Genomic DNA, 25608 nt, shown 5'->3' on the forward strand with positions numbered 1-25608 from the left:
CAATGGAAGGCCTCGTAAAACCCTGGGCTGGAGAACGCCTGCCGAAGCGCTGAATGCCCTACTATCCGACGCTCAAGCAACTCGTGTTGCGACGACTCCTTGAACCCAAGCAGTACACCAGCATCGCCTTTGGCGAACGGTGCAAGAAGATGGGCGTGCGGCCGTCGATGGGAACCGTCGGCGATGCCTATGACAACGCGATGGCCGAAAGCTTCTTCGCCACGCTCGAATGCGAGCTGATCGACCGGCGCAGTTGGCAAACCAAGACCGAGGCGCGACTGGCGCTGTTCACCTACATCGAGGGTTGGTACAACCCGCGCCGACGCCACAGCGCACTCGGACAGATCTCGCCGGCCGCATTTGAAAGGAACTACAAAGCAAGTCCAAGCAACCGCCTCGCCTCGAACACGACTTGACCACCGTCGGCGTCTGCGTGGCATGCGCCACGCCGCCGGTGGACAAGTCTGCGTTGCAGGCCAATCTATCGACTTGAGAATCAAGTCTCAACCCGTCCGCGCAACAGGGTCAAGTCCAACTTCAAATACCTGGTTCACCACGGCGGAGGCAGCGCCAACCACAGCTCCGAAAGCGCGACCTCTTGCACGGCTCGATCTTGAGGCGGTGCACGCGGCTTCATTGCCCAAGCTTCCTTGAATACGTCGAGATGCTGAGCCACTTCCTTGGCGCGATACAAGGTACGAGTAAGCCCGCGTAGAAGAGCTGAAGCGCATGTCATTCTTGCTAAGCGCCCTGCGTGCCTCTGTGCTTACTCGCTCAGCCAGCGTGGCATCGACGAGGGGAGCGAGTTCGATGCCCAACTGTTCGAAATAGTCGACCTTCATCATAAGAATTCAACCCCGGCGGCATCTCAATCACCCGCTTGGAACATCCTACGCCGCCTTCTTCAGCGCTATGACTCGACGCTGAAGCGTCTCGAGAAGTACCTTCTCCTGCTCACGAGCAGCTGCGATTCCGCGCGCTCGGACATGACCATATCCACGGATACCGTCCGGCAGCTTCGCCAGCTTGACTGCCGCGTCGTAGTGACCGGCGTCTCGCGTTGAGGCGATGACCGACAACGCTTGGTCGACCATGGACTTGTACTGCACAATCAGAGCGCGCTCCGTTCGGCGCTCCTCCGTGCGGCCAAAGACGTCAAAGGTCGTTCCACGCAGGAAACGCAGCTTCGCCAGAATCCGGAACGCGGGGATGACCCACTGCCCGAACTCGCGCTTCTTGGGCTCGCCGGTTGCGGAGTCTCGCTTCGAGAGGATTGGCGGAGCCAGGTTGAACACCAGCTTGAAATCGCCCTCGAACTTGCGCTCGACGCTCTGCAGGAAGCCTGTATCGGTGTAGAGGCGAGCCACCTCGTACTCGTCCTTGATGGCCATCAGCTTGAAGTAGTACTTCGCTACGGCGCGAGTGAGGTCGGTGCGACCGGGGAAGCTGCTGTGTTCGATGCTGCGAACATGCTCCACATAACTGGCGTATTGCGCGGCATAGGCCTCGTTCTGGTAGTCCGTCAAGAAGCGCGTGCGCCACTCAATGGCCTTTTCCAGGTCCTCGATGACTGCGGGCGAGAGTCCTGCGCCGTGGTCGGCCTGGAGGTTCGCCAACATGCGCTCGACCGCATTAAGGTCCACAACCGTACGGCGTCCCCACAGAAAGGCGTCTCGGTTCATCTGCTGCTGCGCGCCGTTGAGCTCGATGGCCTTCTCAATCGCTTCGGCTGTCACGGGAATCAATCCGCGCTGGTAGGCAAAGCCCAGCATAAACATGTTCGCCGCTATGCCGTCACCCAGCAGTGCTGTTGCGATGCGCCCAGCCTCCACGAAGTCTGCGCCCTCGGCGCCGACCGCATCCACGATGTTGCGCTGCAAGCTACCTCGCGGATACTGCATGTCGGCCTTGCGAGAGAACTCTCCCGGCATCGTCTCCTGGGTGTTGACGACCATGCGCGTGCGGCCCTTGCTTGTGGCGGCCAGCGTCTTCGAGTTGCCGGCAACAATCATGTCGCACCCCAGTACCAGATTTGCACCTCCGGCCGCGATGCGGATGGTCTTGATGGCCTCGGGCGACTTGCCAAACCGCAGGTGGCTCCATACTGAGCCGCCTTTCTGCGCAAGACCTGCCATGTCCAGGATGCCACAGCCCAGGCCTTGAAGGTGAGCAGCCATTCCCAGAATCGCGCCGATGGTCACTACGCCGGTGCCGCCCATGCCCGTGATGAGGATGCTGTAGACGCCGCGCTCAAGCGATGGCAGTTCTGGCTCCGGAAGAGCGACGAACAGGCCGCCGGAGTCGGCGACTCGCTCTGGCTTGCGAAGCGAGCCGCCAAGCACCGTAACGAAGCTGGGGCAGAAGCTCTTCACGCAGGAGTAGTCCTTGTTGCAGGACGACTGGTCAATGGTCCGCTTGCGACCTAGCTCTGTCTCGAGCGGCTGGACCGACACGCAGTTGGACTTCACGCCGCAGTCGCCACACCCTTCGCAGACGAGGTCGTTGATAAGCAGTCGCTTGGCTGGGTCCGGAAACTTGCCGCGCTTGCGCCGGCGTCGCTTCTCCGCAGCGCAGGTCTGGTCGTAGATGAGCGCGGTAGCTCCCTCAATCTCCCGCAGCTCCTTCTGGATGACGTTGATGTCGTCGCGATGGTGAACGGTCAAACCCTGGGGCCAATTGATGCCAGCAGGGTACTTCTCGGGCTCGTCGCTGACGACCACGATGCGCTTGACGCCCTCGGCGTGGACTTGGTGCGCGATGGTGGGAACGTCAAGCGGTCCGTCGTGGCGCTGACCTCCCGTCATGGCCACAGCGTCGTTGAACAGAATCTTGTAGGTGATGTTGGTCTTCGCCGCGACTGCGGCTCGGATGGCCAGCAGACCCGAGTGAAAGTAGGTCCCGTCGCCGATGTTCTGGAACATGTGCTGGCGCTTGGAGAACGGAGCCTCGCCGACCCACGACATACCCTCAGCACCCATCTGCGTGTACCCGGTGGTGGAGCGGTCCATCGCCTGGGCCATCCAGCTGCACCCAATCCCAGCGTAGCCCTTGCTGCCTTCCGGGAGCACCGTCGACGAGTTGTGGGGACAGCCGCTGCAGAAGTAGAAGCTGCGAGACAGGATGTCGATGACGCCTTTTGGGACACGCATGGAGCGAATCTCATCGAGCCGTTGGCGCAAGGCTTCAAGCTTGCCGTCGTGAAGCTGCAGAAGGCGCTCGGCAATGGCGACCGCGATTTGGTTAGAGTCGAGCGCCATTTCCGATTGGAAGAGGCTTTGTCCCTCCTCATCGAGCTTCCCGATGATGGCGGGCGCGCCGACTTTTCCGTAGAGCTGCTCCTTGAACTGGGTCTCGAGCAGGCTGCGCTTCTCCTCCACGACGATGACCTTCTGGAGCCCTTCCGCGAAGCGCACGGCCCCGGTGGGCTCCAAGGGCCAGGTCATGCCGACCTTGTAGATGCGGAGCCCGAACTGGCCCGCCTGCTCTTCAGTGAGGTCCAGGTCGTGCAGGGCCTGCAGCACGTCGAGGTAGCTTTTCCCGTGTGTGACGATGCCCAGCTTCGCCGAGGCGCCATCCACGACGATTCGGTCGATGGCGTTGGCTCGCGCGAAGGCCTTCACGGCCTCGAGCTTGTGCCGGTGCAGCCTGGCTTCCTGGGCGTGCGGCGTGTCGGGCTGGCGGAGGTTCAGGCCGTCCGCCGGCATTTCCACGTTGTCGGGCAGAACGATGCGAACGCGGTCTACGTCGACGTCGATGGAAGCGGTAGCCTCCACGGTGTCCTTGACACACTTCATGCCGACCCAGCAACCGCTGTAGCGAGACAGTTCCCAGCCGAAAAGGCCGAAGTCCAGGATTTCCTGGACGCCGGCGGGGCTCAGCACGGGAATCATGGCGTCTACCATCGCGAACTCGCTCTGATGGCAGGTCGTCGAGGATTCGCAGGTGTGGTCGTCGCCCATCAGGACCAGGACGCCGCCATGCTTCGATGAGCCCGCCAGGTTCCCGTGCCGGAAGGCGTCACCCGTACGGTCAACGCCGGGCCCCTTGCCGTACCACATGGCGAACACGCCGTCGTACTTTCCTTCTCCGCTGGCCTCGGCTTGCTGCGAACCCCAGACCGCCGTGGCAGCCAGGTCTTCGTTTACACCTGGCACGAACACGACGTTGTGGGCGGCGAGAGGCTTGGCAGCCTTGTTGAGCTGCTCGTCAAAGGTGCCGAGTGGCGAACCGCGGTAACCGGTGATGTATCCAGCGGAGTTGAGCCCGTGCGCCCGGTCGCGCATGTGTTGAGTCATCGGTAGCCGCACCAGTGCCTGGGTACCAGAAATGAAGACCCGACCATGGGCGAAGGTGTACTTGTCGTCGAGGCTGACTGGGTGAAGGCTCATTCGGACCTTTCAGGGTTGAGACCGGACCGGCGCGCCTCGCGAAGGCGACAGGGCTCGAGCGCCGAATGCCGCTGGGATAGGGAAACCTCGCATTTGAAGCAGGCCGGTAAAAGTTCTATAACTCTATGTCGGTACAAGTGTCGACACTTATCTTTTGAGCTCATGAATATGCAATCGGCGTCATGGAAATCCCTTGGTAGAAGCTCTCTGCGCTCCAGGGGCAAGGCGCACGGCTTTGCGGTTGGCGAAGGAAGCGGAATAACGACGGTCTCGAACCAGTCCAGCCCGTGAAGTCCTCAAAGACCAAGCAAATGCAGCCTGCGAGAGCTGCGACAGTCAAGGACGAGAGCAACGTGCAGCGGCTCTACTACGAGCTACGCGACCGGGCAATGCGGTACGACTTCAGGCCGGGCGCCCGAATCAATGAAAAGCAACTCGGTGAGCAGTTTGGTGTTGCGAGGGCCACCCTCCGGGAAGCTCTGAATCGGCTTGCTGCAGAAGGCTTGCTGGAGTTCGTTTTGAACAAGGGGTTCTACCGCAAGGCCATCAGCGTCGACGAGGTCTTTGACCTCTACCAAGTTCGCATCGCCCTGGAGCGTCGAGCCGTGATGCTGGCAATCCAGCGCGCATCAGACGCCGACATCGCTTCGGTTAAGGGTTTCTGGATCGACGTGATGAAGCAATCCGCGGCGATGTCCACCGGAGACATGGTTCTCGCCGATGAAGAATTTCACCGAAGGCTTATTGCGCTCTCGCACAACAAGGAGATCATGTCGTTCATGGATATCGTCACGCGTCGAATCCACGTCGCTCGCCACGTAGACATCGAGCAGCTGTCGTCGTGGAACCTTACGTCGTTCGATGCGCATATGAACGTCATCGACTTCATCGCACTACGAAAGACCGAGGAAGCGCTACAGACGCTCACCGACCACATCGACATGAGCCTCAAGCGGGCAATCGAAATCACAAGGGAAATGGTTGCCCGCTTCTTCTTGGTTGAAGCATCGGCATCGCTTCAGGCCGCCGACCGCTCTTCCAAGGCAGAAAAAGTGACTGCGTAGCAAGGCTTGGGTAGTCGTAACCGCGGTTGAGTTCTTCGGGAGATTTCGATGTCCGACCCTCTACGCATCATTCATGGCCGATTCGGAAGGGCCGTACTCGTGCGCCTGGACCATTCCATGGTCCTCCATGCGCACAGAGAATGTCACATCGTTTTCAAGATAGGTGGGGCGGACATTCAGTTTGGCGTCGGTGCCAAGGAGTATCCCGTTACGGCGCAAAGCGCACTCATGATTAACGCGTGGGAACCTCACTACTACCACTACAGAGAGACTGGGGCCAAGACCGTCCTGCTCGCCTTCTACCTCAACCCGCATTGGTTGAAAGAGGTTGACCGTCGCTTCGCGGGAAGCACCCATCCCAAGTTCTTCGAGCGTCCAGTGGAGGTTCTGAGTCCCCGCCTTGCACGAGGACGCGACGACGTCCTCGATGCGCTCGGGCAGCTCGAGCCGCCGAACGTGCAAGACATGGAGAACCTCATCGCATCCATCTTCTCGGAGATTCTCACGCTGTCTCCTCCTCGAACGCTCCCTCAGCTCGCAAGCGAACGGGTTGAGCGCGACTACGACGCGCGCATTCGAAAGATTGTCGAACGCATGCTTGGCGACGGTGACTTGCTCAGCAGCCCTGAGGACATGGCGGCTTTAGCTGGGTTGTCACGCGCGCAGTTCTTCAGGCTTTTCAAAAAGTCGACCGGACTGCCGCCCACCTTGTTTCTGAGCATGTTGAAGATGGAAGCGAGCCTGCAGAAGGTTGCTCAGCGCGACATCGCCCTGCAGGACATTGCCTTTGACCTGGGATTCGATACGGCTGGAAACTTCACGCGCTTCTTCGTTGGGATGCAGGGTTTTGCGCCCAGCAAATACCGCAAACTTCTCGAAGTCGTTTGAAGACATCTCGCGGGCGCTCTCCCATCCGTTTGAATGGGATTGCCTGAGCGAAGGTTCGGCTACTGACGCCCACACTTGGAGCGCCAGCGTGGTTTGCCAGCTGGAAGAGCTGAAAGGCCTACTTCCACTCCACCAGAATTTCTCGGTAGTCCTCGGTCCCGACGTTCTTTGCTTTGTGTTTTGCTGGTACTTTGACACCCTTGCCAATCTCCGACATCACCTCAATGGTGCCGTCTTGGACTTTGAGCTCAAAGATGCCGTTGGTGGGAACCGGGAACAGGCCCACGTCGTTCCCATGCTCGTCGTAGATTTGAAGAGGCGCCCCCTGGACTGCGAACCACATGTACGAATGGTCATGCGTGTGAACAGGGGTCTCTTCGCCTGCGGGCAGAACAAAGTCCCAAACGATGATTTTGTCGTTCTCAAAGAGCTTCCTGCTTCCGACTCCGGCCTCTTTGCTCGCTTGCGTTGTCTCCATGATTTTGTCTCGCTAAAAACGGCTAATAGCCAAGTTTCAGTACGGCACGATGGCCTCCATCTCAGAGTCGCTATCGGCGCATCATCGTGGCAACGCGCGAACCGGGACTCTGAATTTGAATCTTGGCGCACGAGTACGGAAAGGGCTTATCCAAACCCCTCGCTCCTTGTCGCCAAGGCTCAGGACTTATCGATACGTCTCATGAAATGACTTGGTAGTCGACGAGGGTGATGACACCAGCCGACAGCTTGCACTGGGCGCTCTAGTGTTGTGAGTTAGAAGTTCGTTGAACTATTCCTGAGCGTCAAAGTCTCTCGTGTACCGTGTGTACTCGACGAGGCTGCAATGAGCGGAAGACCCAAAGCGACACTGGTTTTGACGGACGCCGAACGTGAAGAACTCAAGGCGCTGACGCTGCGACGCAAGACAGCGCAGGCCCTGGCGCTGAGAGCGCGCATCGTGCTGGCCTGCGCCGACGGTCAGGACAACAAGGTGGTTGCTGCGCGCCAGCGCGTCACGCCGCAGATGGTGAGTAAGTGGCGGGCACGGTTCGTCGAACATCGACTCGATGGCCTGCTGGATGCGCCGCGCTCTGGCGCGCCAAGAACCATCGACGATGCGCGCGTTGATGCGGTGATCGCCAAGACGCTGGAGAGCGTGCCACGCGGCGCGACGCACTGGAGCACGCGCACCATGGCCAGCGCAGCCGGGCTTTCGCAGACGGCCGTCTCGCGCATCTGGCGCGCCTTCGGGTTGCAGCCGCATCGCCAGGAGACGTTCAAGCTGTCGACCGATCCGATGTTCGTCGAGAAGGTGCGCGACATCGTCGGCCTCTACATGGATCCGCCCTTGATGGCGATGGTGCTGTGCGTGGGGTAAACGTATTTTTTCCGCAAATTGACACGGTCACGTGCAGGCGGGAGTTTGCGACTTGATGCTGCGGTTTGTAACCGCGGCCTCACACGTTCGTGTCAGGAGTAGATTCGCGGCTCCAACTTCTTGGAGCACTTCCTCGTGTCGTCGTTTGCCAAGCGCTTTATCGGCGTGGAGAATTTGCCTGCCAAGATGTCCGAGTTCGATGTCCAGCAGGCGTTTTGTCTGAGCAAGGACGACGTCAATGCGATCAGCGAGCGATTCCGCCACGATCGACGCGTTGCTGCGGCCATCCAGATGGTCTTCCTGCGCGCAAGCGGGCGACCCATGGACCGCTTCGCATCGGTCCCCAAGACGCTGTTACGGTCCGTATGTGACGCGCTGCAAACTTCGGCGGTGAGCATTGCTACCTTGCGGTCGCTATACGAACGCCGCCAGACCTTGTACGAACATCAAGCCTGGTCACGAACTTACCTGGGGCTGCAGGACTTCGACGACGCCAAGGTGAAGCAGCTTGAGCAGGTCCTCGCCGTCGCTGCACTCGAGGCCGCGCATCCAGACGATCTGGGCGAGAGTGCGCGGATGTGGCTTTACGACCGAAGGATCATCATCCCGGGGCCGCGGCGCGTGGCGGATCTAGCACGCAAGGCCTTCGAAGCGACGGAGGCGGCAATGGCCGCCACGATTGAGGTGGCGATTGGCAAGGCGGCGCTGCGCAAAGTAATCGACTGGGCCTATTCGCTGCGGCCCGATTCGATGGTCAGCCACATCGAGTGGCTGAAGACGCCGCCCAAGCGCCACGCGCCGAGCACGGTGACCGAGACACTCGCGAAGATTCGTGCCTTGAAGGAACTTGGTGCGCACCTGTGGGCGCTCGAACCCATTGCGTTGAGCAAACAGAAGGCGTACGCCGTTCACGTCATGATGCGCCGCCCGTCGATGACCGCGCGCATCGAGCGGCAGCGCCAAACCGTGGAGGTCGCTTGCTTCCTGCGCGTGACCCTGATGGAGTTGACCGACATGGCGCTATTGCAAGCGTCGCGCCGCAGTCAGGATCTTTTTCGCCGTGCGGCCGAGCGGGTCCAAAAAGGCCGCTTGCGAAGCAAAGACACCGCGCTGCACCAAGCCGTCAGCGCAAAAAAGGTGCTCCACGACGAAACGAAGTCTTGGCGCGACCGCGTGCTGGAGGCGCGCGCTTTGCTGGATGGCATCAGTGACGCAAGCACCTGTTCCTTCGCCTCCCAGGTGCGTCGGGCGTTGGCAGAGGACAGTCGTCGCGTGCATGCGCACCTGGCGGGTCTTCGCGACATCGACTTTGCCGGCGCGGCGGGCGACAGAGGGCACGAACAATGGAAGGCCTGGTCGCAACTCCACGCGTTGAATATCAAAGAAGTCCCGCCCGACTTCGAACTACCGCCGGTGGGCGTGGCATGGAATGCGATCGTTAACGACTTGGACGCTCAAAGTCGTTTCCGCTCATTCGAGGCCAGCACAATGATGGCTCTGCGGAAAAGTTTGCGCCGCGGAAGCGCCTGGGTGAATCACTCGATCACCTTCCGTGCGCGCGAATCGCTGCTCATTGCCGAGAGCGATTGGGCCAGCACCAAGGAACAGCACTATCAGCTTCTCGGGCTGCCAATGCAGGCGATGGAATTCCTGACGCCAATCCTGGCAGGAATGTCGGTCTGCCTCTCGGCGCTTGCCGAGGCCGCCGAACGTGGACACTTGGAGATCGGCGCCGACAGGCTCTTGCACCTGCCGCCCATCCTTCCGCTCGACGAAGAGATCGAGCCGCGAAAGACCAGGGAGGCCGTCTTCAAACACATTGGTCGGGTGCAACTTCCAGATCTCGTCATGGAGGTCGACGCGGCGACACACTTCAGCGAGGCGCTGCTGGCACGGCGACCCACTTCGAACAACGAACTGCTCGCCGTCTATGGCGCCCTCTTCGCGCACGGAACCGACATGGACGCCGCGGGCGTGGGCTCGATGATCCCGGGCATCGACGCGGCACACATCGCCACCGCGATGCGGGCGATCGAGTTCAGTGGAAGGCTGCGCCGGGCTAACGAGAGGGTCTCGGAATACCAGAACACATTGCCCATAGCCGCTTTATGGGGAGACGGCACCAAGGGGTCGGCCGACATGATGGCGATGGACGCCAGCCGACACCTATGGACAGCGCGGGTAGATCCGCGGCGGCGCACATATGCGGCCGGGATGTATACCCACGTTCGCGACCGCTGGGGCTTGTTCTACGACCAGCCGATCGTGCTCAACGAGCGCCAGGCCGGCGTGGCCGTCGAAGGTGTCGAGCAGCACAATCGCTCTGCGGACAGAATCCGTGTCTCTTTACTTGCCGTGGATACGCATGGCGTCACGAACGTGGCCATGGCGCTCGCGAAGCTTCTTGGATTCGACCTGTGCCCGCGACTCCGCGACTTGAGAGAGCGAAAGCTTCTCGTTCCAAGAGGCTGGCCGGTGCCCGACAGCTTGGACAGTGTGACGCTGCGCAGGGTCTCGATCACATCGATCGAGCGTGGATGGGATGAACTCGTGCGCATGGTCGCTTCCATTCGCGCTGGCAAGGCTTCCGCGGCACATGCCATCCACCGGCTGGGATCGGCGGCAATCGGCGATCCGTTGCACCGTGCGGCAGACCACCTCGGTCGCCTGCTGCGAACGCTGTTCTTGTGTGACTACCTTGCGATTCCCGACTATCGCCGCGAGATCCACACGCTTCTCAATCGTGGCGAATCGGTACATCAACTGCAACGCGCGATCCATGGCGGCCAAGTGGCGCAGGAGCGAGGTCGGCGCCAACAGGAGATGATTGCCATTTCTGGTGCACACGCCCTGCTAACGAACATCGTGCTGGCGTGGAACACGAAGCGTATGGATGGCGTTGTGGCCCGCCTCAAAGATGACGGTCTTGAGATCAAGGAGGACTGGCTGCGCCGCATTGGGCCGGCACATTTTTCGCACATCAACTTCAGGGGCACGTTCAAGTTCAATGTCGAGAGGTACGCGGACGTACTGATCGATCGCGCCGCCGGCAAAGCGATCGCCAAAAGTGGTGCATGACATCTCTGTGAACCTAACCGGCGGCCCGTGCGGAATGACACCTAGGCCGGCGAACCGCGGCAGTCTAAAAGGCCCTCCCGGCGCGTTTCGTCACTTCGGCTGGAGCGTGTCAATCTGCACCAAAAATCCGGACCAACCGGAGGGATACATTTCTGCAAGTGATTGTCATCGTTAGAGTTCTTTCCGGTGACCGTGTCAATTTGCGAGAAAAATACGATTACCCCACAGAGCGGCGCCATGGCCCTGCGACTGGACGACATCGACTACTTCCTGGCAGTGGCCGAGCACGGGCAGGTGCGCCGCGCTGCCGCGGCACTGAGCCTGTCGCAACCGGCGCTGACCAAGGGTCTGCAGCGGCTGGAGAAAGAACTGGGCTTTCCACTATTCGAGCGAGGCTCGCGCGGCATGACGCTTACGCCAGTGGCCGAGCAGTTCCGCCAGCGCACGCATACCCTGCGGGCCAGCCTAGGCGACGCCATCAAGGAGGCTGCGGACCTTCACCTGGGCGCGATGGGCACGCTGCGCGTGGGCGTGTCCCCGCTCTACGCGGATCGCCTGTTCGTGCCAGCCTTCCTGCAGTTGCATCACCAGCGCCCTGCCGCGCGGCTGCGCTTGATGATCAACCTGAACGACACGCTACTCGCCGCGCTGCGACTTGGCGACCTGGACCTGAGCATCAACGCGATACCGCGGGCGTTGCCCGACGACTTGCAGGCTCTGCCGCTGATGAAGGACGACCTCTGCATGGTCGTGCGTGAGGGCCATCCGCTGCTGTCGCGCCGACGCGTGCGATTACAGGACCTGGTGGATGCGCACTGGATGCTGCCCGGTCCCGACGTCGCGGCCCGCCGCGGGGTCGAGGCAAGGTTGGCGGAGGCCGGCCTCCCGCCCCCGCGTGTCGCGGTCGAGGTAAGTAACACGGCCGCGCCGCTGAGCCGACTGCTCGCGCAGAGTGACTTGGTGGCGCTCATGAGCGAAGCCAATTTGGCAGGTCCGGGTGGTGAGGGCTTTGCGCCGTTGCCTTTCGCGGAGGCGCGCTTTGTGCGGGCCATCGGCGCGGTCACGCGCAAGAATCACATGCTCTCGCCTCTCGCAGCGCGCTTTCTTGAGATCCTTCGAGCGGGGGCAGAGTAGCGGTCGTGAGCTCCGAGCGTTCAACATCATCGGGTCTGCTCTCTCGGCTTGCGGCGTTGAACATACATCGGACAGCTTGGCTCGCGCCTGTCAAAGCCAAGTTCAAATGTCTCGCATCGCCCAGATAGACATGTCATGTGGCTGCCCCGAGCACTGAACTATTGCCATGGCCACCTCGCGACGTTTGACAACGTCTTTCTCTTGCCTTGCAGCGCAAGCAGCCGTGGTCGAGGCTTGACTACCGCCTCAGATCGGCCATCACCAGCCATTCACTGTGGATGCAGAAAGCGGCCGCTCGACGACGGTCTCGACCCATCTCGGTCCTTCGGAATCGACCGCTGTCCGGCTCGTCCGCAGCGTTGCTGTCCATCGGACGCTCGGTCAACTCACTCTGTCAGGCCAATTCCAGTCGCCCGGGGCGACAACGAGATCGCTGGATCGACGACTGAACTCAGAGGCAAAGCAGTCATGATCGGCCCGCATCCAGTACCCGACCCGGATTCAGAAGATTGGTTGGGTCCAGCGTATCCTTGAGTTTCTCCATCAGGCGGACGGCGCTTGGCGGCTTGTATCTGCGCAATTCCGTCACCTTCAGGCTGCCGATACCGTGCTCCGCGGAGAACGCGCCGTCGTGCCGTGCCACGGCGTCGTACACCAGTGCAGTGACTTCCTCCTGCACGGCGTGCAGTGCAGACCCCGCGTGGTCGTTTTCTGCCGCCTGAATGTTGTAGTGCAGATTGCCATCGCCTAGGTGTCCAAAATTGACGATGCGCAGCAGAGGGTAGCGGTCTTGCAGCCGCCCTCCAACTTCCTGGACGAAGTGCGGTATCGATGAGATCGGCAGAGAGATGTCGTGCTTGAGGTTTGCGCCCTCCTCGGCCTGGGCCAGCGAGATTGATTCACGCACGTGCCATAGCGCGCGGGACTGCGCGATGCTTTCGGCGATGACCGCATCGGAAACCAGTCCGCGCTCGAACGCGGTCTCCAGCAATCGCTCGAACAGCAACCGCGCGTGCTCTTCCGATTCGTGATCTGAGGCCTCCAGCAATGCGCAGAACGGGGCGTCCTGCCAAAGCGGTACCCGCTGCTGCGGAAAGTGGCGCGCAACGAGGCTCAGCCCCTGCTGATTCATCAATTCGAAGCCGGTCAGGCCGGGGCCCAGGCGATCGCCCGCGAGCTTCAGCAATTCCACGGCCGACGCCACGTCGGGAACGGCCACGAACGATGTCAGCATTGCGGCTGGTTGCGGGAAGATTTTGAGCGTGGCCGCCGTGATGATGCCCAACGTACCTTCGGAGCCGATGAACAGGTTGCGCAGGTCATACCCCGTGTTGTTCTTTCGCAGGCCGGACAAGTCGCTCCAGACTTCCCCGTCGGCGGTCACAACCTCCAGCCCCAGGCAGAGGTCGCGCGCGTTGCCGAAGCGGATAACTTGCGTGCCGCCCGCGTTGGTTGCCAGATTGCCGCCGATACTGCAACTGCCCTCGGCGCCCAGGCTTAACGGAAAGAGGTACCCCTCGCGCTCGCAAAGCGCCTGAAGGTGCTGCAGCACGCAGCCTGCCTCGACCGTCACGCTGGCATTGGCAGCGTCGAACTTTCGCACCTGCGTCATGGCCAGCAAACTTAGGACCACCTGCTGCCCGCTTGCGTCAGGCGTAGCGCCCACCACCAAACCGGTGTTACCACCTTGCGGCACCAGCGAGATGCCTGCGGCGGCACATGCTTTCACGACCTGCGCCACCTGCGCAGTGGTCGTGGGCCGCACGACAGCCAGGGCATGGCCATGCTGCAGACTGCGCCAATCGCGCTCCCAGGCGACGAGATCGGCGCCGGGGTCGCTCCGCGTCAGGACGTTGCGCGCACCGACGATGGCGCGTAGCTTGCCAATCAGTTCGTTGCTCATGGCGCCGGCAGGTCCGGCGCCTGGAACGCATACCACTCACGCTCCAACCATTCCGCAAAGCGCAGCGCCAGAGGATCGGCGAACGCCGGCGCCACGATCTGTGCGCCGAAAGGCAGGCCCTGGCGGTCGCGCCCGATCGGAACGGCGGTCGCGGGCAAGCCCACGACGCCCGGATACCCGGCCCAGAACATGGAGTCCGTGCTCTCCTGCGGCGTACCGTTGACATTCAGCATGCGTTCCCAGCGCTGGCCCTGTTGGTTGTGGGTGAAGGCCGTGGTCGTCGCGACCGGGCAGATCACCAGGTCGAAGTCCGAGAAGAAGGCCTGCCATTGCCGCTTGAGCGCGGCACGGCGTTGGTCATAGTGAAACCAGTCGCGATGCGTGAGCGTGTTGCCGCGGTAGTGACATGCGCGGTAGCTCATGTCGTCGGGCGCCAGGGGAACAGCTGCGATCCGTGCCGCGTCGTAAGCGGCGTCGTCCATGAAGGCGCCGGTGGCCGCGCGCACCAGGTGCAGGTAGACCACGCGCGCCTCGGCACTGTCCACCGGCCGCCGATCTTCGTCGACCGTGGCCACGCGTGTGCGCAGGAAGTTGGCCAGCTCGTGAAACCGTTCCACGATCGCGTGGTCGACGCGGGCAAGCGGGTCGTCGGCGATGACGGCGATCCTCAGGCTTTCGACTGGCTTGCCCTGATCGCGCCAACCGGCATCCATCCAGCCCTGCGGAGCGAAGGCGCGCACGGGCGCGGTCAGCACATCGAGCATCAAGCGCAGGTCGCGTGCGGACCGTGCCATCGGCCCGGCGACGCCGATGTCGACCGTGTCGATGCAGACCGCTCCCGGCAGTTCGTGGCCTTGCATGGGAATGACACCCCAGGTTGGCTTGTGTCCGTACACGCCGCAATAGTGGGCCGGATTGCGGATCGAAGCCCCGATGTCGCTGCCCAGTTCCAGCGAGGTGAAACCCGCCGCCAGTGCCGCAGCCGCGCCGCCCGAAGACCCCCCCGGCCCACGCGTCAAATCCCAAGGATTGTTGGTGGTGCCGTACAACGGGTTGAAGGTCTGCCAATCCGCGAGGGCGACCGGCACGTTGGTCTTGCCGAACACGATGGCGCCGGCGTCGACCAATCGTTGCACCGCAACGGCGTGACTCGTGGCCACGTTGTCCTTCAACTGCGGATAGCCCCACGTCGTGGGCAGGCCTGCCACGTCGAACGATTCCTTGACGGTGATCGGCAGGCCATGCAGCGGACCCCACATCTCTCCGCGCCGCCGTGCCGCATCGGAATCTTCGGCGCGCTGGCGCGCTCGCTCGGCGTCGAGAACGACGACCGCATTGAGGGTTCCATTTGACGCCTCGATGCGTGCGAGCTGGTCTTGCAGGATCTCGCTGCTGGAGCACTCGCCCCGGTGCATCTGGCGCAGCAAGGCGTGCGCGGGCTGCATTACCGGAGCCGTGGCGCTCCGGCTGTGGGATGAGACGTCGTTCATTGAGGCTGCAGCTTGATGGACTTGAAAAGCTGCCGGTATTCCGCGGTTGCGGCGGCGTAGTAGTCGTCAAGTTGTTGGCTCGACATGGGCTTGGCGACCGTCGCGCCGGACTCTTCCACGTTTCTTCGCACTGCCGGGATCTTCAGCACTTCAACGACAGCCTGATTGATGCGCTGGGTGACCGCATCGGGCGTGCTGCGGGGCACGGCGATGCCCGCCCAGATGTCGAACACGAAGTCGGTCAACTGCTTGCTTTGGGCAAGCGGCTTCAAGTCGGGCCAGGCGGGAAGCGGCTGGATGGTGGTCACGCCGATGGCGCGGACGCGGTTGTCCTTGAGCATGCCGGGCACGGGTCCGGCCAAGGCAAAGAATGCAACGTCGAGTTGGCCCCCGGCCACGTCCGTGATGAGTTGCGAGCCGCCCTTGTAGGGCACGTGGAGCATCTCCATTCCCGTCTTGGCCGACAGCTTCTCGCCGAGCAGGTGGTACAGGGAGCCCGGGCCCACGCTGCCGTACGAGACCGTGCGGCCCTTGGCCCAAACGATGAGTTCTTCGATGCTGTTGGCAGGAATGTCCTTTCGCGCGATGAGCACGATCGGCGTGTTGGCAATCAGCGTCGCGAGCTTGAGATCCTCGGGCTTGTACTTCACCGCCGCCATGCTGAAGGGGGCGAGCATGGCCTCGATCGGAGTGACCAGGACTTGGCTGTGTCCGTCCGCGGGAGCATTGAGGACCTTTTGCGTGCCAAGGGCACCACTCACGCCGCCGAGGTTCTCGACAATGATCGGCTGGCCCAATTGCTTCTGGTATTCGGTCTGAATCTGGCGCGCCAGGAAGTCCGAGGCGCCGCCCGCCGGGTATGGCACCATCAAGGACACCGTTTTCGTCGGGAAGGACTGGGCAAGCGCGGCGCTCGACAGGGCCAGAGCCGCGGCGACCGCGAAGACGCATCGGCGAGCAGTGGACGAGAGTGACATGAATTTTCCTAGGTGGTGCCCGTACGGCGTGATTGCGGTCAAGTGCTCCTTGGATCGACGTGCGCGGTGAACTTGCGGACGGGAGCGAGCGGATTCTAGGAACGGGAGGTGCGGTGCGCCTAGCGCATCTTTTGCATCGGCTCGATGCGCCTTGTGCATATACTGACCCATGGACTTGCGCCGCCTGGAGCACTTCGTCGCGCTATACGAGCAGGGCACTTTCCACAAGGCGTCGGAGGCGGTTCACCTGAGCCAGTCCGCGTTGAGCCGCAGCATCCAGGCGCTCGAATCGGATTTGGGGATCGCGCTGTTCGACCGCCTCGTCCATGGCACCGTGTTGACGCCGGCAGGCCGCCTCTTGCTGCCGGGCGTGCAAAAGATGCTGGCGGATGCCAAGGACCTGCGGCGCCAGGTCGAATTGTTCACGGCGGGAGACTTGGGCGAGATCCGGATCGGCACGAGTCCAACACCTGGCGCCGTGTTGCTCAGGCCCCTGTTGGTGGAAGTGACACGTTCGCGCCCCGACCTGCACATCGACGCCAGGATCGGCAGCAACGCGGATCTGGTCGTTGGCCTGCAGGCGGAGAAATTCGACCTCATCGTGCTCGACTCGACTTCACTGGAAACACCCGGAGGATTCGAGGTCGAACAACTGGCTCCCCAGGAGGGCGGTTTCTTGGTCCGTCACGGTCATCCGCTCGCGGATCGGCAGGAGATCGTCGTCGAGGAACTTGCGTCCTATCCGGTCGCGGGCGTGGGGTCAACCGCCGCCTTCGGTCGGCGCCTGGTGGACGCCTTGGGCCCCCGCGCCCACCCATCGTTGCTGATCACACACTTCTGCGACAGCTACCAGGTCCTGCGGGACTTGGCTCTGCGCACGGACGCAGTCATCCTGTCGCTCTACTCCATCCTGCAGGAGGAGATCGAGGCGGGCTTGATCGCGCCAGTGATCATGCGCTTGCACGCCCCCATGCCGGTGGGTTATTACGCCATGGTGCGGCTGGCCCATCGATCGACGTCGCCCGCGCTCGAACTCGTCCAACGATCCATCCGCGGCGTGTTCGACGGATCCCGGGAGGTGTGCGGGGCAAGCGACCTTGGCGGCCCAACGATAGAAGGCCATCATGGCAATTCGCGATATGAAGCATGATCGCGCCTGACTCGAACTGGGCGCGATCGCCTTCTTCATGACAGCCGGCATGGGCCCCAGAGCGTCGCTGCGCGCGGCGTGGGAAAACTGCCGTTCATACTTGGCGACGTCGGCGGAGATCGAGGTTCGAAGGTAGACCGGCCGCTCGCGAAGAAAGGTGCGAAAGTGCTGCTTCATACCAATTTGCGTTCAATAATTTAGATATCATGTCGTTCCACGAACTTCAAGGAGTCGTGGATGAAGACATTGATCGTGGGCGACAAGCCCACTGTTGAACGCTTGGCCGAGCGCCTGAAGCAAGCCGGCAGTCACGCGGAGTACCAACGCATCCAGTGCGTGCTCATTCGCGCGACGCTGGGTAGTTCGGCGCAGCAGATCGCCCAGTTGTTGGGCTGGTCGACCGGGACGGTGCATGTGATTCACTCGCGCTGGTCCAAGGAGGGAGATGCCATCTTCGAACTGCGCGGGCGAGGCGGCCGGCATCACCAGCACCTCACCCCCGAGCAAGAGCAGCAACTTCTGGCGCCATTCGTCGCGCGTGCCGAGGCGGGAGGCATGCTGACGGTGGCGGAGATCCAGCAGGCTTATCAGGAGCAACTGGGCAACGAGGTGGCGCCCTCCACGGTTTATCGACTGCTGGATCGCCACGGTTGGCGCAAGGTGGTGCCGCGCCCCCGACACCCCAAGTCGGATGTGGCGGCACAAGCCGCCTTTAAAAAACCTTCGCCGCACGGTACGCCGAGAGGTCGCGCGCCAGGCTGAATGCGGGCGCCAGGTGCGCCTGATGTTCCAGGACGAGGGCCGGTTCGGCCTGCTGGGCATCCCCCGGCGCTGCTGGGCGCCTCACGGCACGCGGCCGGTGGTCGGCGCGCGATTGGAGCGCAAGTACCTGTATGCCTTCAGCGCCGTCAGCCCGCACGACGGTGTACTGGACAGTCTCGTGCTGCCTTGGGTCAACGCCGAGACGATGTCGCTGTTCCTGAGCGAAGTGGCACAGCGCCACGCTGCGGAGTTCATCTTGATGGTGATGGATCAAGCGGGCTGGCACATCGCGGGCGATCTCGTCGTTCCGAAGAACATGCGCGTGCTCTTCCTGCCCCCTTACAGCCCGGAGCTGAACCCCGCCGAGCACTTGTGGGAGTCGCTGCGCGAGGACTGCTTCGCCAACCACGTCTTTGCCAATCTGGATGCCGTCGAACGTGCTCTGACCAGAGGACTCGTCGCTCTCGAATCCAATCCAGCACGAACCCAGTCAATGACCGGGTTCGACTGGATAACTTCTATATCTTTGAACGCAATTTAGTATCACACAGCAACCGCCATTCCGCAGTGAAATTCGAAAAGCCGCAAAGTCTTCACGTGCGCTTCGCATGCGCAGACCAAGGTCCGCATATGGCCGCCCGGTAACTTTGACGAAGGTCAGCTTCTCTTGATGCTGAAGGGCCGCTCCGGGCCCACAAGCGACATCTGAAAAGCGTATGGGCTCGGCACAAGCCGAAGCTCACGCCTGGGGTCGTTCTGCACCGACGTTCGCGCGGCGTCGCAGTCCAGCAACCTCGCCGAACTGTTGCTTGTACCACCGCGAGAAAGCGCTCAGCGCAGAGAACCCGAGTAATTCAGCCACCTGCGCCAGCGGTCGCGTGCCGTCGTCGAGGTAGTGCGCGGCCAGTTCGCGACGGATCGTATTCACAACATCGCGGTACGCGGTGCCCTCGCGCACGAGTCGCCGGTGCACTGTCTGCCGGTCCACGCCCAATTGTTGCGCCACCTGCTCGATCGAGCACTGTCCCGAGGGCAGCAGCACCAGAAGTATGTTGCGCACGCTGTCGGCCGCGCTCATGCGCGTCGAACCGCCGGACGCTTCGAGAACCTGGCGTGCGTAGCGCGCCATCACAGGGTCAGCCATCGGGTTCGGCGCATCCAGGTCGCTTGCCGTGCAGGCGATCCCATTGAAATGCTGTCCGAAATAGACGCCATAGCCGAAGAGCTGAAAGTGCAGGCTCGGATCGCGCGGCGGTGCATGCGAGAAGCAGACTTGCAACGGGTTCCATGCCGGGCCGAGGAAGAATTTCAGACTCCGGAATGTCACCCCTACGAGCAGTTCCGTCGCCTGACGCGATGAGCCGCCCTGGCCCACGAGGAATTCTTCCCGCATCACGGCGATGCCATTGGCCTCTTCCAATTCCACGAACAACGACTCGTTGAGCACGTGGCTGTATCGCATCATCGCTCGCACGACGCGTCGCACCGTGGGCTCCTCGCGTGCCATCAGCGCCACGGCACCAAGGTTTGAGAGGTGCCGTGTTTCGGCCATCCGCAGACCGAAATTGTCCACGCCGCTGGCCTTGGCCGACGCCTCCAGCAGGTCTCGCACTGCATAGCTCGGTATGCGCATCTCGGGATCGTGCAGGCACGCCGAACTCAGTCCCACCCCGGCCAACAGGACCAAGGGATCGAGTCCGACCGCACGCGCGACCTCGGGATAGTTGGTCAGGCTGGCACTGCGAACGAGGTTAGACATAGGGATACCGCGGGGTGTCACAGCAGGTTAAAAGAATGTCACAGCAGGTCAATCGGCATCTCCCCTTGCCCGGAACAATTCAATCTTCCGAATCCACTGCCAATGTGAAGGCACGGGCAGCAACAACCTCAAGGAGACACGACTCGATGGATCAACTCAACGTACCTACCTCCACGCCAGTCTGCGACCGCTTGCGCAGCACCGGCAATTGGAATCCCAACTGGGAACCCTTCGCCGAGCTCGACCCTGCATGGACCGAGAAATTCATGTCGATGGCCATGGCGCCGATGCTGTCGGGCGTGCTCGACGCGAAGACAGTTGAATTCCTCGCCATCGCGGTGGACGCCTCGTGCACCCATATGTATGGGCCTGGCGTGCGTCGCCACATCCGCAAGGCGCTGGAACTCGGCGCGACGAAGGAAGAGATCACCGCCGTGCTGCAGTGCGTGAGCGTGCTCGGCATCCACAGCATGAGCATCGGTGCCCCCATCCTGCTCGACGAAATGGCCTCGGCCTCAGCGCGCTGAGCCACCCCCACCCGCTCCACTTCCCGAACTCCAAGGACAAAACATCATGCAATTCTTCGACGACTCCCTCCTCCCTGAAAACCAGCAACCCCTGGTCATCCAGGTCGCCCCCTACGGCCCCCAGTGGGACGCCAGCGACTCCGACGACATCGCCGTGTCGATGGACGATCAGGTCCAGAAAGCGGTCGATTGCTGGAACGCCGGCGCTACCGTGCTGCACGTGCATGTACGTGAAGAAGACGGCAAGGGCAGCAAGCGCCTGTCCAAGTTCAACGAGATGCTGGCGCGCCTTCGCGAAGCGGTGCCCAAGATGATCCTGCAGGTGGGCGGCTCGATCTCCTTCGCCCCCGAGGATGACGGCCAGGCTGCCAAGTGGATGACGGACGACACCCGCCACATGCTGGCGGACCTGAACCCACGTCCGGACCAGGTGACGATCGCCATCAACACCAACCAGATGAACGTGATGGAGCTGATGACCGAGGCCGATGTTGCTGGCACCTCGCTCACCAATCCGGCCTTGCAGGCAGCCTACACCGACATGATCGTGCCATCGAATCCTTCGTGGCATGTCGAGCACCTGAAGCGCCTCACGGCCAGCGGAATCCAGCCGCACTTCATGCTCGGCAACGTGGGCCAGCTTGAAACCGTGGAGCGACTCATCCGGCGCGGCGTGTACATGGGTCCGCTGATCCTGAACTACGTGGCGATCGGTGGCGGCTTCGCCGGCCTGAATCCGGCGGACATGATGGAGTTCGTGCGCCGCACGCCCGACGGGGCGGTGCTCACGCTTGAGACGTTGAACCGTCACATCTATCCGATGAACACGATGGCCATCGCAATGGGGATGCATGTGCGCGTGGGCATCGAGGACACGCTGTTCGGGCCGACCGGCGAGCGCATGACGTCGGTCCAGCAGATCGAGATGATGGTGCGCATCGCACGCGAACTGAACCGCGATGTCGCCAGCGGGGACGAAGCGCGCCGTATCTACCGCATCGGCGAGACCTACCGCAGCACCGAGGAGACGCTGGCGCGGATCGGGTTCGCACCGAACCGGGCCCAGGGTCAACGCGGCGTACCGATGCGCGTGGCCGCCTGAGGCCGCGCTCCCGCCGCTGTCTGCCAGCGGGGGGCGAGCAGAACTGATCGCCGCACGGAAGCCAAGACGCGCCCGCGCACAGCAAGGCGTCTCACGCCCACAAGAACCAAGAGACAAAGACCATGAACCCCTCCGTGTCGGCCACCACGACCCACAGACTTTCCAGCAATCCGGCTCGCATATCCCGGCTCTATGCATGGGCAGTCTTCGCACTCACCTTCGGGCTGATGCTGTCTGACTACCTGTCGCGCCAGGTCATCGGCGCCGTGATTCCATTTCTGAAGCTCGAATGGGGACTGCTGGACTCGCAACTCGGAATGCTGGTGAGCGTGGTCGCGCTTGTCGTGGGCGTGTTGACGGTGCCAATCTCGTTGATCGCTGACCGCTGCGGACGTGTCAAGAGCATCACCGTGATGGCCTTCGTCTGGTGCCTGGCGACCGTTGCCTGCGGCCTCGCGCAAAGCTATGGGCAGTTGCTATGGGCGCGGGCCTTTGTGGGTCTTGGCGAGGCGGCTTACGGGGCAGCGGGTGCCGCACTGCTGGCACATGTGTTTCCCGCCAGGCAGCGTGCCGCGGTGATGGGTGCCTTCTTGTCCGCGGGCTTGTTCGGTTCGGTGCTCGGCGTGGTCCTCGGGGGCGCCGTCGCGGCCCAATCGGGATGGCGTACGGCCTTCTTCGTCGTGGGTGCCCCGGGCCTGCTGCTCGCCCTGATCTACCCCTTCGTCGTGCGCGACTACAAGACGATCGCACTGACGCCGGAGGGCGAGGGCAGCAAGGCGCCCGAGCGCCTGCGCATTGCACGGATCGCGCGCGAAGTCTTCGCCGCTCGCTCGAGCAATTTCGCCTACCTCGCAAGCGGCCTGCAGATGGCAATGCCCGCGATGCTGATCGCATGGCTGCCGACCTACTTCGTTCGCTTCCATGAGATGGACATGAGGAAGGCAGCCCTGATGACTGGCGTGGCAGTGCTGGTGTCAGGCCTCGGCATGATCTTTGGCGGCGGCCTGGCGGACCGGTTGAGCGCCGGTCACCCGCGGCGTCGGGCCCTTGTGCCTGCGCTCTATTCAGTGCTCACGGCCGTGTTCCTCATCGCCGCGTTCGCGCTCCCGACCGGTTCACTGGGACTTGGCCTGATTTTCCTGGGCGCCTTGTTCGCGGCCGCGCAGGGCGGCTGCTCCGTCGCCCTCGCCTGCGATGTCACCCACCCTGGCGTGCGTGCGACGGTCACGGCGACGATGACCTTGGCCAACAACCTGCTCGGCCTCGCGCCGGGCCCGATCATCGTTGGCGTGCTCTCGGACAGCTTTGGGCTGAAGTTTGCACTGACGCTGACCCCGGTCCTTGCGCTCGCAGCGGCTGTCTTCTTTGTGCTGGCTTCTAGCACCTACCAAAGGGACTCCACGCGCCATTTCATCGGCGGTGCTCAACGCGCCTGAACGGAACTCGGCGCGGTCTTCAGGGTGGGCCATGTGCAACCGGTCAAGGTTGCTGTTCATGGTCTACCTAACCCCCGGACGAGGATCCGCACCCGGCTTGACGACCGAGGACGCACTGCCCACTTGCTATTTTTAAAGATGGAAATTAACCAATGAAAGTTCTCGTAGGAGTCAAGCGCGTCGCACTTGGCCGGAATGAAGGATTCCAAGGTAATCGTCGCGATCAACAAGGATGAAGATGCCCCGATCTTCTCGGTGGCCGACTACGGCCTCGTGCCCGATCACTATCAAGCGGTGCCCGAATTGGTGACCTCCTTGGGCTAATTCAGCGTCCCGAACCACAACCGAACCCCGCGTACGGGGCCACTACCTCTTCCGACCCTGGCCGTGGATCACGCATGGCGGGCGTCCCCTGCCGATTTCCAAAACCCATGAAACGTCCCATGAAAAAGTCACTCGTCACCCTGGCTGCCCTGGCCCTCACCGGCGCTGCCTCGGCGCAATCGTCCGTCACGCTGTTCGGCGTGGTGGACGCCGCAGTCAGCGGTTATTCCAACAAGGCGGAGGATCGCAACGTCGCAACCCTTCTCAACCCGGCCTACATCAATCGCGGCAGCGTCACGACCAGCCGTACGGTGCTCTCCAACTCGGGCTACAACTCCAGTCGACTGGGCTTTCGCGGCACGGAGGACCTCGGCGGCGGCCTGGCCGCCAGCTTTTGGCTCGAAGCACCCATCACCAATGATGACGGCGCTGTGGGCATCTCGAGCTTCATCCGTCGCTCGACCGTGAGTCTGTCGGGCGGCTTCGGTGAAATTCGCCTGGGCCGCGACTACACGCCCACCTTCTGGAATGACGCGGTGTTCGATCCGTTTGGCACCAACGGCGTGGGCACCAACCTCATCGCGACAGCCAACGGCCTGGTCACTCCCGGCAGCGCGTCGGCGGGCTTCCAGGCCAACCCGAACTACGTTCGCGCGGCCAACTCGATCGGCTACATCCTGCCGCCGAACCTCGGCGGCTTCTACGGCCAGGTGCAATACGCGCTCCATGAGCAAGTCAAGTACGACCCAGGCACGACCACCCCGGTCGCTCCCCTCAACAGCAGCCGCACGGGCGGCTATGTGGGCGGGCGCGTCGGCTATTCAAACAACGCGCTGGACATTGCCGTGGCTTACGGCTCGAGCACCGTGGGCGACAACTACTTCCTCGGGTCTACCACCTACCTGCAGACGGCCAACATCGGCGCCTCTTACGACTTCGGCCCGGTCAAGTTGTTCGGCGAATACGGCCGCTCCAAGCTCGCGCGCGACACGGTCACGGTGAACCTCCTGCCCGAGCCCACGGCCGACGGCTACCTGCTTGGGGCGACGGTGCCGATCGGCCCGGGCCTCGTTCGCATGTCCTATGCGCAGCTCAAGCTCGACACCCACGTGCGTAATCCGTTGCTGGCGCAGGCCCCCGCGCCTGGCGCGCAGAAGTTCGCTGTCGGCTACGTGCACAACCTGTCCAAGCGAACTGCTTTGTATGCCACCTACGCCTACCTGAAAGATGAGAACGGGCTGGATCTGACCGTCGGTGGCCCAGCCATGGCCACGGCCCTGAACGGCGTGCCGTTGTCGGGCAAGACCTCTCGCGGCTACGACATCGGCGTTCGCCACGCCTTCTAGCTGACGCGTTCCATCCCACGCACAGTTGATCAATGTCGGCACTGGCGGGACACCTTTTTCCATAGGCAAAGGTCGAACTCAGCTGCCAGTGGGCGAGAAAGTCTTGATCGGGCACCGCTGCGCGGGAGGGCCGCACATGAGACGCTGCGCGGAGCCGGCGGGCAAGTTGGGGACTTCTCTCGCTCCCGACTCCGGGAACACCGTCCGTTGAATGCGGACCTTTCAGTTATCTCCGTGGGCGTCCCGCAAGTGCGCTCACCTTCACCCACCGGGCGCAACCCGGTGGGTTTTCTTTTCTTGCGAAGAATCTCGCGGCGAACTCTCAAAGCTTGCCGGCGCACGTCAAGCAGTTCAGCCCATCGTTGCCCTCTCAGAAGTTGATGAATCCGCTTGTCACATCAGGTTAAACCAAAGTCACAACCGGTCAATCAGCTCCGGCGCTTGACCGGAAAAATAGGACTTCCGAATCAGCTGCCAACGTGATGGTCATGTGCAGCAACGATCTCAAGGAGACACGAAGAAATGGACCCCCAGAACACAGCCACTCTTACGCCGGGGTGCATCTCTCGAGCGTGGGCCGACCTGCTCGGAGCGCACGAACTGGCCGAGCACGGACGCGGCTTCGCGCGCAGCGACGGACACGAGATTGCGCTCTTCTGCATCGAGCACACCATGCATGCGATTGCGGACAGTTGCCCGCACGCTGGCGCTTCGCTCGCCGGGGGCGCCCTCCAAGGCACCTCGATCCGATGCCCCGCACATGGCCTGCGCTTCGATCTCGCAACTGGCCATATCCATGGCGCAGGCGGCGGGCTCGCTGTGCGTACTTACCCCGTGCGCGTTCTGGATGGTCGCATCCAAGTCGACCTCAGCGACCACCGAACACCGGACTCCATCCGATGACACGCACCGCTATTCATTTA

At 62.3% G+C, this 25608-nt stretch carries 18 protein-coding genes and 3 pseudogenes; 15 read left to right on the forward strand and 6 right to left on the reverse strand.

Going from position 1 to position 25608, the window contains the following annotated elements; translation table 11 throughout:
• Positions 1 to 107: 107 nt before the first annotated feature.
• A pseudogene (locus WKW82_RS37305) lies at positions 108 to 416 on the forward strand (transposase); the annotation flags it as partial.
• 474 nt (positions 417 to 890) lie between these two features.
• On the opposite strand, the gene WKW82_RS37310 reads toward WKW82_RS37305, so the two are convergent.
• A complete protein-coding gene (locus tag WKW82_RS37310; RefSeq protein WP_340348279.1) occupies positions 891 to 4388 on the reverse strand; it encodes an indolepyruvate ferredoxin oxidoreductase family protein in 3498 nt (1165 codons plus the stop codon).
• Positions 4389 to 4741: 353 nt separating this feature from the next.
• Between WKW82_RS37310 and WKW82_RS37315 the strand changes: the two genes are divergently transcribed.
• Together WKW82_RS37315 and WKW82_RS37320 are read left to right on the forward strand one after the other, a co-directional pair.
• Positions 4742 to 5452, forward strand: coding sequence for a GntR family transcriptional regulator (locus WKW82_RS37315; protein ID WP_340340127.1), 711 nt, complete (start codon positions 4742 to 4744; stop codon positions 5450 to 5452).
• 48 nt (positions 5453 to 5500) lie between these two features.
• Positions 5501 to 6340, forward strand: a complete 840-nt coding sequence (locus tag WKW82_RS37320) for a helix-turn-helix domain-containing protein (RefSeq protein ID WP_340348280.1) — start codon at positions 5501 to 5503, stop codon at positions 6338 to 6340.
• A 118-nt stretch (positions 6341 to 6458) separates the two neighbouring features.
• On the opposite strand, the gene WKW82_RS37325 is transcribed toward WKW82_RS37320, so the two are convergent.
• Positions 6459 to 6818, reverse strand: coding sequence for a cupin domain-containing protein (locus WKW82_RS37325; RefSeq protein ID WP_237677822.1), 360 nt, complete (start codon positions 6816 to 6818; stop codon positions 6459 to 6461).
• Between the two features lie 345 nt (positions 6819 to 7163).
• Here WKW82_RS37325 and WKW82_RS37330 point away from each other — a divergent pair.
• From WKW82_RS37330 to WKW82_RS37340, 3 genes and pseudogenes are all read left to right on the forward strand, one after another.
• A pseudogene (locus WKW82_RS37330) lies at positions 7164 to 7691 on the forward strand (IS630 family transposase); the annotation flags it as partial.
• A gap of 126 nt (positions 7692 to 7817) precedes the next feature.
• Positions 7818 to 10775: a Tn3 family transposase gene (locus WKW82_RS37335; protein ID WP_422823681.1), complete on the forward strand. Its 2958-nt coding sequence runs from the start codon at positions 7818 to 7820 to the stop codon at positions 10773 to 10775.
• 237 nt (positions 10776 to 11012) lie between these two features.
• Positions 11013 to 11909, forward strand: coding sequence for a LysR family transcriptional regulator (locus WKW82_RS37340; protein ID WP_340348282.1), 897 nt, complete (start codon positions 11013 to 11015; stop codon positions 11907 to 11909).
• Positions 11910 to 12375: 466 nt separating this feature from the next.
• Here WKW82_RS37340 and WKW82_RS37345 read toward each other — a convergent pair whose 3' ends face one another.
• Genes WKW82_RS37345 through WKW82_RS37355 form a run of 3 tightly spaced genes read right to left on the reverse strand, consistent with a single transcriptional unit; the run spans position 12376 to position 16279 of the window.
• On the reverse strand, positions 12376 to 13812 hold the full coding sequence (locus WKW82_RS37345; protein ID WP_340348284.1) for an FAD-binding oxidoreductase: 1437 nt from the start codon (positions 13810 to 13812) through the stop codon (positions 12376 to 12378).
• Positions 13809 to 15302: an amidase gene (locus WKW82_RS37350; protein ID WP_340348286.1), complete on the reverse strand. Its 1494-nt coding sequence runs from the start codon at positions 15300 to 15302 to the stop codon at positions 13809 to 13811. The genes WKW82_RS37345 and WKW82_RS37350 overlap by 4 nt, the downstream gene beginning before the upstream one ends.
• Positions 15299 to 16279 carry a tripartite tricarboxylate transporter substrate binding protein gene (locus WKW82_RS37355; RefSeq protein ID WP_340348287.1) on the reverse strand — a complete coding sequence of 327 codons (981 nt, stop codon included), beginning with the start codon at positions 16277 to 16279 and terminating at the stop codon, positions 15299 to 15301. The genes WKW82_RS37350 and WKW82_RS37355 overlap by 4 nt, the downstream gene beginning before the upstream one ends.
• A gap of 169 nt (positions 16280 to 16448) precedes the next feature.
• Between WKW82_RS37355 and WKW82_RS37360 the strand changes: the two genes are divergently transcribed.
• The 3 genes from WKW82_RS37360 to WKW82_RS37370 all read left to right on the forward strand — a co-directional run bounded on the left by WKW82_RS37360 (position 16449) and on the right by WKW82_RS37370 (position 18732).
• The gene (locus WKW82_RS37360) at positions 16449 to 17429 is read left to right on the forward strand and encodes a LysR family transcriptional regulator (RefSeq protein WP_340348289.1); all 981 of its coding nucleotides are present in this window, start codon (positions 16449 to 16451) and stop codon (positions 17427 to 17429) included.
• Positions 17430 to 17666: 237 nt separating this feature from the next.
• Entirely contained in the window at positions 17667 to 18191 is a 525-nt protein-coding gene (locus WKW82_RS37365; protein ID WP_340348291.1) for a winged helix-turn-helix domain-containing protein, read from the forward strand.
• Positions 18121 to 18732, forward strand: a complete 612-nt coding sequence (locus tag WKW82_RS37370) for an IS630 family transposase (RefSeq protein ID WP_340348293.1) — start codon at positions 18121 to 18123, stop codon at positions 18730 to 18732. The genes WKW82_RS37365 and WKW82_RS37370 overlap by 71 nt, the downstream gene beginning before the upstream one ends.
• Before the next feature lie 198 nt (positions 18733 to 18930).
• Here WKW82_RS37370 and WKW82_RS37375 read toward each other — a convergent pair whose 3' ends face one another.
• A complete protein-coding gene (locus WKW82_RS37375; RefSeq protein ID WP_340348294.1) occupies positions 18931 to 19950 on the reverse strand; it encodes an AraC family transcriptional regulator in 1020 nt (339 codons plus the stop codon).
• 146 nt (positions 19951 to 20096) lie between these two features.
• Between WKW82_RS37375 and WKW82_RS37380 the strand changes: the two genes are divergently transcribed.
• From WKW82_RS37380 to WKW82_RS37405, 6 genes and pseudogenes are all read left to right on the forward strand, one after another.
• Positions 20097 to 20477, forward strand: coding sequence for a carboxymuconolactone decarboxylase family protein (locus WKW82_RS37380; protein ID WP_340348295.1), 381 nt, complete (start codon positions 20097 to 20099; stop codon positions 20475 to 20477).
• A gap of 46 nt (positions 20478 to 20523) precedes the next feature.
• A complete protein-coding gene (locus WKW82_RS37385) occupies positions 20524 to 21579 on the forward strand; it encodes a beta-keto acid cleavage family enzyme (RefSeq protein ID WP_340348296.1) in 1056 nt (351 codons plus the stop codon).
• A gap of 122 nt (positions 21580 to 21701) precedes the next feature.
• Positions 21702 to 23015, forward strand: coding sequence for an MFS transporter (locus WKW82_RS37390; RefSeq protein WP_340348297.1), 1314 nt, complete (start codon positions 21702 to 21704; stop codon positions 23013 to 23015).
• 183 nt (positions 23016 to 23198) lie between these two features.
• Positions 23199 to 23339: pseudogene (locus WKW82_RS37395) on the forward strand (electron transfer flavoprotein subunit alpha/FixB family protein); the annotation flags it as partial.
• A 119-nt stretch (positions 23340 to 23458) separates the two neighbouring features.
• Complete coding sequence (locus WKW82_RS37400) at positions 23459 to 24685, forward strand: porin (protein WP_340348298.1); 1227 nt, start codon at positions 23459 to 23461, stop codon at positions 24683 to 24685.
• A gap of 522 nt (positions 24686 to 25207) precedes the next feature.
• Positions 25208 to 25588, forward strand: coding sequence for a Rieske (2Fe-2S) protein (locus tag WKW82_RS37405; RefSeq protein ID WP_340348299.1), 381 nt, complete (start codon positions 25208 to 25210; stop codon positions 25586 to 25588).
• Positions 25589 to 25608 lie beyond the last annotated feature (20 nt).

Origin of the sequence: Variovorax rhizosphaerae (genome assembly GCF_037889975.1) — a bacterium.
GTDB classification, from domain to species: domain Bacteria; phylum Pseudomonadota; class Gammaproteobacteria; order Burkholderiales; family Burkholderiaceae_C; genus Variovorax; species Variovorax rhizosphaerae.

Excerpts from the sequence above, each read along its gene's own strand:
- WKW82_RS37310 (WP_340348279.1), bottom strand. The coding sequence starts at position 4,388 with ATGAGCCTTCACCCAGTCAGCCTCGACGACAAGTACACCTTCGCCCAT.
- WKW82_RS37320 (WP_340348280.1), top strand. The coding sequence starts at position 5,501 with ATGTCCGACCCTCTACGCATCATTCATGGCCGATTCGGAAGGGCCGTA.
- WKW82_RS37325 (WP_237677822.1), bottom strand. The coding sequence starts at position 6,818 with ATGGAGACAACGCAAGCGAGCAAAGAGGCCGGAGTCGGAAGCAGGAAG.
- WKW82_RS37340 (WP_340348282.1), top strand. The coding sequence starts at position 11,013 with ATGGCCCTGCGACTGGACGACATCGACTACTTCCTGGCAGTGGCCGAG.
- WKW82_RS37345 (WP_340348284.1), bottom strand. The coding sequence starts at position 13,812 with ATGAGCAACGAACTGATTGGCAAGCTACGCGCCATCGTCGGTGCGCGC.
- WKW82_RS37350 (WP_340348286.1), bottom strand. The coding sequence starts at position 15,302 with ATGAACGACGTCTCATCCCACAGCCGGAGCGCCACGGCTCCGGTAATG.
- WKW82_RS37355 (WP_340348287.1), bottom strand. The coding sequence starts at position 16,279 with ATGTCACTCTCGTCCACTGCTCGCCGATGCGTCTTCGCGGTCGCCGCG.
- WKW82_RS37360 (WP_340348289.1), top strand. The coding sequence starts at position 16,449 with ATGGACTTGCGCCGCCTGGAGCACTTCGTCGCGCTATACGAGCAGGGC.
- WKW82_RS37365 (WP_340348291.1), top strand. The coding sequence starts at position 17,667 with ATGAAGACATTGATCGTGGGCGACAAGCCCACTGTTGAACGCTTGGCC.
- WKW82_RS37370 (WP_340348293.1), top strand. The coding sequence starts at position 18,121 with ATGTGGCGGCACAAGCCGCCTTTAAAAAACCTTCGCCGCACGGTACGC.
- WKW82_RS37375 (WP_340348294.1), bottom strand. The coding sequence starts at position 19,950 with ATGTCTAACCTCGTTCGCAGTGCCAGCCTGACCAACTATCCCGAGGTC.
- WKW82_RS37380 (WP_340348295.1), top strand. The coding sequence starts at position 20,097 with ATGGATCAACTCAACGTACCTACCTCCACGCCAGTCTGCGACCGCTTG.
- WKW82_RS37385 (WP_340348296.1), top strand. The coding sequence starts at position 20,524 with ATGCAATTCTTCGACGACTCCCTCCTCCCTGAAAACCAGCAACCCCTG.
- WKW82_RS37390 (WP_340348297.1), top strand. The coding sequence starts at position 21,702 with ATGAACCCCTCCGTGTCGGCCACCACGACCCACAGACTTTCCAGCAAT.
- WKW82_RS37400 (WP_340348298.1), top strand. The coding sequence starts at position 23,459 with ATGAAAAAGTCACTCGTCACCCTGGCTGCCCTGGCCCTCACCGGCGCT.
- WKW82_RS37405 (WP_340348299.1), top strand. The coding sequence starts at position 25,208 with ATGGACCCCCAGAACACAGCCACTCTTACGCCGGGGTGCATCTCTCGA.